Below are 8,091 nucleotides of genomic sequence, written 5' to 3' on the forward strand. Positions count from 1 at the left end.
ATGCGCACCATTTTCACCCATTCGTCCGATGGGTAAGGTGACGCCGATGTCAGCCGACCTGTCCCCCGTCATAGCCGCCACCACACAGTGGCTGCTGCGCTCCTACCCGGGCACCGGTGGAGCCCTGGACGCCGCTCTGGCCGAGGCCCAGGCCTCTCAGGCCGTGATGGTCGCCGCCTGGCTGCGCTATCCCACGGTCACCGACGCCGGCCTCGTCGCCCTCGTCGGACCGGGCGGCTCCGCCCGCCTGGACTGGCTCACCGGCTCCGATGCGGCGGTCGCCGACGAGACCGACGCGGGCTGGCGCACCTGGGTGGACGAAGTGGTCGCCAGCTGGGCGGCCACGTTGCTGACCACTCCGTCCCTCGCCCGGGACGCGGTCGTCGCGCTGGGCACCAGTGACCACACGGCGGGCCTGGCCTTCGACTTCCGCAGGCTCACCGACCCCGGTGAGCGGGACCGCCGCGCGGCTGCGCTGCTGCGCCACCCGGACCTGCTGGACGCGCTCGCCGGACTGCACCGGGACTCCCTGGTGCGCCTGCTGCACGGCGAACCCGTGGACGAGGAAGCCCGCTCGGGCACCCGCTGACCTGGTCGACCAGGTCGCTCGGATGCCCTGTGCCCGGCCGTCACTCGAACCGCGAGACATCACCCGCCCCTTCACGCACGATCTCCGGCTCGCCGCCGGAGAAGTCGATGACCGTCGTCGGTTCCGTACCGCAGTCGCCGGAGTCGACCACGGCGTCCACCATGTGGTCGAGCCGCTCCTTGATCTCCCAGCCCTGAGTCATCGGCTCCTCCTCGCCCGGCAGAAGCAGGGTGCTGGACAGGATCGGCTCCCCGAGCTCGGCCAGCAGCGCCTGAGCCACCACATGGTCGGGAATCCGCACGCCGACCGTCTTCTTCTTGGGATGCAGCAGCTTGCGCGGCACCTCGCGGGTCGCGGGGAGGATGAAGGTGTAGCTGCCGGGTGTCGACGCCTTGATCGCACGGAACACGTCCTTGTCGACGTGCACGAACTGACCCAGCTGCGCGAAGTCCTGACATACGAGAGTGAAGTGATGGCGGTCGTCGAGATGGCGGATGGCGCGAATACGGTCGATGCCGTCGCGACTGCCCAGCCGGCACCCCAGCGCGAAGCAGGAGTCCGTGGGATAGACCACGAGCGCGCCCTCGCGGATGCTGTCGGCGACCTGACCGATCGTGCGCGGCTGGGGGTTGTCTGGGTGAACGTCGTAGTACCTGGCCACCCGCCGAGTCTCGATCACACAGGGCCGTGCTGTCCATGCGGGCCACGCGTCGGCTGCCGCGCAGGTCATCCGCGCGGCCCAACGGACCCGGCTCACTGCGTCGGCAGTCCCTGAGTCGGCAGTCCTTGAGCCGTCAGTGCTCGAGCCGGTCGATCTGCCGGATCTTGTTGGTCGCGTCGAGCGCCGCGACCTTGTACGACTCCGCGAGCGTCGGATAGTTGAAGACCGCGTTGACCAGGTAGTCGACGGTGCCGCCGCACCCCATGACCGACTGGCCGATATGGATCAGCTCGGTGGCCCCGGTGCCGAAGCAGTGCACCCCGAGCAGGGTGCGGTCCTGCGGGGAGACCAGCAGCTTCAGCATGCCGTGCGCATCGCCGATGATCTGCCCGCGGGCCAGTTCCCGGTAGCGGGAGATGCCGACCTCGAACGGCACGCGGTCTGCGGTTAGCTGATCCTCCGTCCGCCCGATGAAGCTGATCTCCGGGATGGTGTAGATGCCGATCGGCTGCAGGCCGGTCATCTCCTCCACGGGCTCACCGCAGGCGTGGTACGCCGCCAGACGGCCCTGTTCCATCGAGGTCGCGGCGAGCGCCGGGAAACCGATCACATCACCGACGGCGTAGATGTGCCCCACCTCGGTGCGGTAGTGCGCGTCGACCTTGATCCGGCCGCGCGGGTCGGCGGCCAGGCCCGCCTTGTCGAGGTCGAGTTCGTCGGTGAGGCCCTGGCGTCCGGCCGAGTACATCACGGCGTCGGCGGGGATCTTCTTGCCGCTCTCCAGGACGGTGAGGGTCCCCGTGGGGTGCCGTTCGACCGCCGCGACTGTCTCCCCGAAGCGGAAGGTGACGGCCAGGTCCCTCAGGTGGTACTTCAGCGACTCGATCACCTCGACGTCGCAGAAGTCGAGCATCGCGTGCCGCTTCTCGACCACCGTGACCTTGCTGCCCAGGGCGGCGAACATGGAAGCGTACTCCATGCCGATCACACCCGCTCCCACGATGACCATCGACCGGGGCACCCGCTCCAGGTTCAGCACGTTGTCCGAGTCCATGATCGACCGTCCGTCGAACTCGACGCTCGCGGGCCGGGCGGGCCGGGTACCGGTGGCGATGATGATGTGCTCGGCGCTCAACCTCCGCTCGTCGCCGGACACTTCGCGTATCGCGACCGTGTGGGGATCCATGAACCGCCCGGTCCCGGTGAAGAGGGAGACGCGATTGCGGGAGAGCTGACTGCGGATGACATCGACCTCGCGGCCGACCACGTGCCGGGTGCGCGCGGTCAGGTCGGCGACGGTGATCTCCTCCTTGAGCCGGTAGCTCTGCCCGTACAGATCCCGCTGGGTGAGCCCGGTGAGATAGAGGACGGCCTCGCGCAGGGTCTTGGAGGGGATGGTGCCGGTGTGGATGGAGACCCCGCCGACCATGTCGGGGTGGTCGACGACGGCGACCCGGCGGCCGAGTTTGGCGGCGGCGATGGCGGCCTTCTGGCCACCCGGTCCGGATCCGATGACGAGTATGTCGAAGTCGGGCACGTGCGGAGTCTGACAGCACCGACCCCTTGGCCGAAAGACCGAAGGTGACGAGAGGCCGCGCTGACCACTCCGGAAGGGGCCTTGTGCGGGCGGCAGTCGGCCCGGACGTACCGAGACGAGCTCGCGGGCTGTTCGCGGGGCTGGAGTTCAACCGGGCAGGCGGGTGGCAGCCATGTGGTCGGTCGCTGACGTTCGACGTCGTGCACGCCTCGACGCCGAGCTCGGCCGGCACGGCCTCCGAAGTCTCATCCGCGCTCGCGGAGGTACGTCTCCAACTCCGCGGCCCCGGTCAGCATCGCGCGACCGCGGGCGGACAGCCGGCCGTGCCAGTCGTGCAGTGCGGCCTCCAGTGGCTCCAGGCCGCCGGCCGCTCGTACCTGGGCGATCAGCGGGGCGATCTGCTCCAGCAGGTAGCCGCCCCGCCTGAGCTGGTGGGCCAGTCGGGCGTCCCGTACGTCGGTCTCGTCGTAGACGCGGTACCCGGTCCGCGGGTCGCGGCGCGGGCGCACCAGCCCGGCGCTCTCCCATTTGCGCAGCGTCGCGGGCCGGATGCCGAGCTTCTCTGCCAGCGGCCCGATGAACGTGCCGCCGGGCTCGGGCGCCGGGACGGGCTCCAGGTCGCGAAGGGCGCTCTCCACGGCCCGGAGGGTCCGGCGGTCGTCGAGGAGTTGGGCGTGGCTCTCGTCGATGAGACGGAACGCCTCGTCGACCGCGCCCTGGTTCACCGCCCGCATGATCGACGTCGCCGGCCGGTGGCCGTGGCCGCGCGCCAGGGCGAGGAACGCGCCCAGGGCCCCCGCGTGCAGCGAGGTGTAGGTCCGGTAGCCGTGGGGTGTGCGACCGGCGGCCGGAAGGATGCCGGCCTCCTCGTAGTTCCTGACCGCCTGCGTGGACAGACCGTGGCCGCGCGCCAGATCAACCGGCCTGAGTCGCTCGCTGTTTTGAAGGTTTCGTCCCATGGACCCGCCGATATCGCGAAAAAGTTTCAATCGAAAGTTCAACGATACCGTTGAAGGCATGGCGACTGACATCAAGGACACCGCCCATGTGGTCGAGGCTGCCGCCGTCATGCGGCTGCTCCCGGCCCGGCCTCGGCTGCTGGCCCTGGGCGAGCCCACCCATGGCGAGGACACCCTGCTCGACCTGCGCAACGAGCTCTTCCGGCAGCTCGTCGAGCAGGAGGGCTACCGGACGATCGCGATCGAGAGCGACTGCATGGCGGGCCTGGTCGTGGACGACTACGTCACCTCGGGCACGGGCACTCTCGACGAGGTCATGGAGCACGGATTCAGCCACGGCTGGGGCACCTCCGCGGCCAACCGCGAACTCGTGCGCTGGATGCGCGATCACAACGACGGCCGGCCCGCGTCCGAGCGGCTCCGCTTCGCCGGTTTCGACGGCCCGTTGGAGATCACCGGTGCCGCGAGTCCCCGGCAGGCTCTCACCGCACTCCACGGCTACCTCTCGGCCCGGGTTGACGCGGGCCTGCTCCCCTGCACCGGGGAGACGCTCGACCGGCTGCTCGGCGCGGACGACCGGTGGACCGATCCCGCCGCGATGACGGACCCGGCTCAGTCCGTGGGGCAGTCGGCCGAGGCCGGTCAACTGCGCCTGCTCGCCGACGATCTGGTGGCGCTGCTCGACGAGCAGACGCCGCACCTGATCACGGCGACCTCGCGGGACGACTGGCACCGGGCGCGCCTGTACGGGCGTACCGCGACCGGCCTGCTGCGCTACCACCACTGGATGGCCGACACCTCACCGGCCCGTATGACCCGGCTGGTGGGCGTGCGGGATTCGATGATGGCCGCCAACCTGCTCGCCGTCGCCGAACAGGTCCCGACGCTGGTGCACGCCCACAACGGGCATCTCCAGCGGGAGAGGAGCACGATGCGGATGGGCGGGATGCCGCTGGAGTGGTGGAGCGCCGGTGCACTGGTGAGCGCCCAACTCGGCGAGGAGTACGCCTTCGTGGCCACGGCCCTCGGTACGATCCGGCACCAGGGAGTGGACACGCCGCCGCCGGACACCGTCGAAGGCCTCCTGTACGCGCTCCCGGAGGACCGCTACGTCATCGACGCCGCGCGGCTGGCCACCACCTTCGGTGACACGCTGCCGGCGCCCCGGGTGTCCACCTGGTTCGGCTACGCCCCGTTCGACCCGGCCCACCTGGCGAACAGCGACGGCATCGTGTTCGTCAAGGACGTTCCGGGAAAGCGCCCGTAGCGGCGGTCGTGACGGACGGACCGTGCGTGCGCCACCCATGGGCTGCGCACGCACGGTCCGCCGTGGCGACTAGGCGCCGATGAGAACCGGCTCCTCCCGGTCCCGTGCCGTGGCCACCGCCGGGAGCGGCAGGGCACGCGGGAGAGGGCGGGTCTCGCGCAGGGTCGGCGAGGGTGACACCGGGACGAGCGGGGCCCGTTCGCCGGACCGGGCCCGCTGCGAGAACCAGACGATCTTGCCGCCGGCGGCGGTGGCGCAGTAGCCCCAGCCGTTGCTCAGCGCCGCGATCTGCGTCAGACAGCCGCTCGGCGCGTAGTGCGGCCGGATGTCCCGTTCGGTGTCCTGGACCGCGGTGATGAGGTGCTGACCGTTCCACCACATCTCGATCGTGGTGTTCTTGTCCGTCGCGTGCCGGTCGATCGTGCACAGCAGTGCGTCGGTGCACCGGCATACGGGCTCTACGAGTGTCTCGAGGTCCCAGTACCGGAGATGGGCGGCCAGGATCCGCCGGACCTGCCCGATGCGCTCCGGGCTGAGTTCCACGTCGAGGTGGTAGTAGCAGGGTGCTGCGGTCTTCATTGTCGTTGGCTCCTCACCGGCGAAGCTCTCGCTTCCCTTCCGGCCCAGGGGGCCGACCCCGATCACGAAGCGTGAGCACTCATCGCTTCTGAGTCATTCCCAGGGTGAGAGCACTACTCCATTCGTGCAACACGAAGCCCTCCCGCCACGGTGGTTCAGGTTTGAACAGGACGCTTTGTGTTGAACCGTGCACCATGGGTGAAGGACTCGATCGCCGTAACGGATCACCCCCGCTCCGTGACCGGCTTTCGTGCACCCTCCGGACGGCGCATCCATGGGCCCTCCGGATCCGTGCTCAGTGCTGAGTGGGAGGTGACCGCGCCATGCTGCAGCCGGCCAGAGCCGAGGTCGCCCGCCACCTCGAGCAGTACCGGGCCTGGGAGCGACTGATGCTCGCGTCTCCCGACAACCGCGCAGTCCGCGGCAGTTTCGAGAACACCGGCTACACGCTGTGCGTGCTGATGGGGAAGCGGTGCGCCCGTGAGGCCGTCGACGCCGCCGAGCTGTACCTGAACCCCCGTCAACCCCGCCCGGTGGGTGTCCCGTACGACCCGCACGATCCGTACGGGCCGCGCGAACCCCGCGAGCGGCACGACCCGCGAGACCCTCGCGAACCTCGTGAGCACACCGCGGCCAGGACCTGTCCCGCACGGCCGGCGAACGCGTAGCGGACGTCAGGCGGAGCTGGAAGCGAACACCACAGAGCCGGCGCTCACCCGAGGGCTCGAGAACGGCGGAGGAGGCGAAGTCCATGGAACCGCAGGCCACCCACCGGAACGCGAACACCCCTGCCATCGGCGGCGTGCGGCCCGTGACCGGGCGTATCCCGATCGTGGACGTGCGGCCCGCCGTCGACGGCGGGAGGCATCCGGCCAAGGCGGTGGAGGGAGAGACCTTCCAGGTCACCGCCACGGTCTTCGGCGAGGGGGACGGCGCGATCGGTGCCAACGTCGTGCTCAGGGACCCCGAGGGCCGCCCCGGTCCCTGGACGCCGATGCGGGAACTGGAGCCCGGATCGGATCGGTGGGGTGCGGACGTGACCCCGACGTCGACCGGCAACTGGACGTACGCCGTGGAGGCATGGGCCGATCCGGTGACCACCTGGCGACGGCACGCGCGGATCAAGGTGCCCTACCGCATCGATGTCGCCCTGGTCCTGGAGGAGGGCGCTGACCTCTACGAGCGGGCGGCCGCCGCAGTACCGGACGGACCGGGGCGGGAGACGGTACGGGCCGCCGCCCGCGCCCTGCGCGACGAGTCCCGGCCGCCGGTCGCCCGGCTCGCCGCCGCCCTGTCTCCCGAGGTGGAGGGTGTGTTGGGGCGGTTTCCGTTGCGGGAGTCGGTGACGTCGTCGGTTGCGTTGCCGTTGCTGGTGGAGCGGGAGCGGGCGTTGTTCGGGTCGTGGTACGAGTTCTTCCCGCGGTCGGAGGGGACGGCGCAGCGGCCGCACGGGACGTTGCGTTCGGCGGCGCGGCGGTTGCCGGCGATTGCGGGGATGGGTTTCGACGTGGTGTATCTGCCGCCGGTTCATCCGATCGGGACGACGTTTCGCAAGGGTGCGAACAATGCGTTGTCGGCGGGTGCGGGTGATGTGGGGGTGCCGTGGGCGATCGGGTCGCCGGAGGGCGGGCACGATGCGGTGCATCCGGATCTGGGGACGGTGGAGGACTTCGTCTGGTTCGTTCGGCGGGCGGGGGAGTTGGGGCTGGAGGTGGCGCTGGACTTCGCGTTGCAGTGTTCGCCGGATCATCCGTGGGTGGAGAAGCATCCGGAGTGGTTCCGGCATCGGGTGGACGGGTCGATCGCGTATGCGGAGAACCCGCCGAAGAAGTACCAGGACATCTATCCGGTGTTCTTCGATGCGGATCTTGAGGGTCTGGTGGCGGAGACGGTACGGGTCCTGCGGTTCTGGATGGGGCTGGGGGTGCGGATCTTCCGGGTGGACAATCCGCATACCAAGCCGGTGGTGTTCTGGGAGCGGGTGATCGGGGAGGTGGGCCGGCGGGATCCGGATGTGATCTTCCTGGCGGAGGCGTTCACGCGGCCGGCGATGATGCGGACGCTGGCGGCGGTGGGGTTCCAGCAGTCGTACACGTATTTCACGTGGCGCAACAGCAAGCAGGAGCTGACGGAGTATCTGACGGAGTTGTCGGGGGAGACGGCGGCGTACATGCGGCCGAATTTCTTCGTGAACACCCCGGACATCCTGCATGCGTATCTGCAGCACGGGGGGCGGCCGGCGTTCGAGGTGCGGGCGGTGCTGGCGGCGACGCTGTCGCCGGCGTGGGGGATGTACTCGGGCTACGAGTTGTGCGAGAACGTGCCGCTGCGGGAGGGCAGCGAGGAGTATCTGGACTCGGAGAAGTACCAGTTGCGGCCCCGTGACTGGGAGGCGGCCGAACGTGAGGGCCGCACCATCGTCCCGCTGATCACGACCCTCAACCGTGTCCGGCGGGAGCACAGCGCCTTGCGGCGGCTGCGGAACCTGCATTTTCACCA

At 69.7% G+C, this 8,091-nt stretch carries 8 protein-coding genes; 4 read left to right on the top strand and 4 right to left on the bottom strand.

Annotated elements, in window-relative coordinates; translation table 11 throughout:
• The first annotated feature begins 46 nt into the window (after positions 1 to 46).
• Positions 47 to 589 carry a hypothetical protein gene (locus ACFY2Z_RS09145; protein WP_390743519.1) on the top strand — a complete coding sequence of 181 codons (543 nt, stop codon included), beginning with the start codon at positions 47 to 49 and terminating at the stop codon, positions 587 to 589.
• Positions 590 to 629: 40 nt separating this feature from the next.
• On the opposite strand, the gene ACFY2Z_RS09150 is transcribed toward ACFY2Z_RS09145, so the two are convergent.
• From ACFY2Z_RS09150 to ACFY2Z_RS09160, 3 genes are all read right to left on the bottom strand, one after another.
• On the bottom strand, positions 630 to 1,250 hold the full coding sequence (locus ACFY2Z_RS09150; RefSeq protein ID WP_388965952.1) for an L-threonylcarbamoyladenylate synthase: 621 nt from the start codon (positions 1,248 to 1,250) through the stop codon (positions 630 to 632).
• A gap of 133 nt (positions 1,251 to 1,383) precedes the next feature.
• Positions 1,384 to 2,787 carry a Si-specific NAD(P)(+) transhydrogenase gene (gene sthA, locus ACFY2Z_RS09155; RefSeq protein ID WP_390743520.1) on the bottom strand — a complete coding sequence of 468 codons (1,404 nt, stop codon included), beginning with the start codon at positions 2,785 to 2,787 and terminating at the stop codon, positions 1,384 to 1,386.
• A 245-nt stretch (positions 2,788 to 3,032) separates the two neighbouring features.
• On the bottom strand, positions 3,033 to 3,746 hold the full coding sequence (locus ACFY2Z_RS09160; RefSeq protein WP_390743521.1) for a TioE family transcriptional regulator: 714 nt from the start codon (positions 3,744 to 3,746) through the stop codon (positions 3,033 to 3,035).
• Positions 3,747 to 3,804: 58 nt separating this feature from the next.
• On the opposite strand from ACFY2Z_RS09160, the gene ACFY2Z_RS09165 reads away from it, so the two are divergent.
• Positions 3,805 to 5,013, top strand: coding sequence for an erythromycin esterase family protein (locus ACFY2Z_RS09165; RefSeq protein WP_390743522.1), 1,209 nt, complete (start codon positions 3,805 to 3,807; stop codon positions 5,011 to 5,013).
• Positions 5,014 to 5,082: 69 nt separating this feature from the next.
• Here the strand turns inward: ACFY2Z_RS09165 and ACFY2Z_RS09170 are convergent, their stop codons facing one another.
• Positions 5,083 to 5,592 carry a pep a2 gene (locus tag ACFY2Z_RS09170; RefSeq protein WP_390743523.1) on the bottom strand — a complete coding sequence of 170 codons (510 nt, stop codon included), beginning with the start codon at positions 5,590 to 5,592 and terminating at the stop codon, positions 5,083 to 5,085.
• 323 nt (positions 5,593 to 5,915) lie between these two features.
• On the opposite strand from ACFY2Z_RS09170, the gene ACFY2Z_RS09175 reads away from it, so the two are divergent.
• Together ACFY2Z_RS09175 and ACFY2Z_RS09180 are read left to right on the top strand one after the other, a co-directional pair.
• Positions 5,916 to 6,260 carry a DUF5133 domain-containing protein gene (locus ACFY2Z_RS09175; RefSeq protein ID WP_390743524.1) on the top strand — a complete coding sequence of 115 codons (345 nt, stop codon included), beginning with the start codon at positions 5,916 to 5,918 and terminating at the stop codon, positions 6,258 to 6,260.
• A gap of 83 nt (positions 6,261 to 6,343) precedes the next feature.
• The coding region (locus ACFY2Z_RS09180) for an alpha-1,4-glucan--maltose-1-phosphate maltosyltransferase (protein WP_390743525.1) at positions 6,344 to 8,091 on the top strand (1,748 nt) is incomplete at its 3' end.

Origin of the sequence: Streptomyces sp. NPDC001222 (assembly GCF_042896945.1) — a bacterium.
GTDB lineage: Bacteria > Actinomycetota > Actinomycetes > Streptomycetales > Streptomycetaceae > Streptomyces > Streptomyces gibsoniae.

What these genes read in the sequence shown, in the direction of transcription:
- ACFY2Z_RS09170 (WP_390743523.1), bottom strand. Translation starts at nt 5,592, where the DNA reads ATGAAGACCGCAGCACCCTGCTACTACCACCTCGACGTGGAACTCAGC.
- ACFY2Z_RS09160 (WP_390743521.1), bottom strand. Translation starts at nt 3,746, where the DNA reads ATGGGACGAAACCTTCAAAACAGCGAGCGACTCAGGCCGGTTGATCTG.
- ACFY2Z_RS09165 (WP_390743522.1), top strand. Translation starts at nt 3,805, where the DNA reads ATGGCGACTGACATCAAGGACACCGCCCATGTGGTCGAGGCTGCCGCC.
- ACFY2Z_RS09175 (WP_390743524.1), top strand. Translation starts at nt 5,916, where the DNA reads ATGCTGCAGCCGGCCAGAGCCGAGGTCGCCCGCCACCTCGAGCAGTAC.
- ACFY2Z_RS09145 (WP_390743519.1), top strand. Translation starts at nt 47, where the DNA reads ATGTCAGCCGACCTGTCCCCCGTCATAGCCGCCACCACACAGTGGCTG.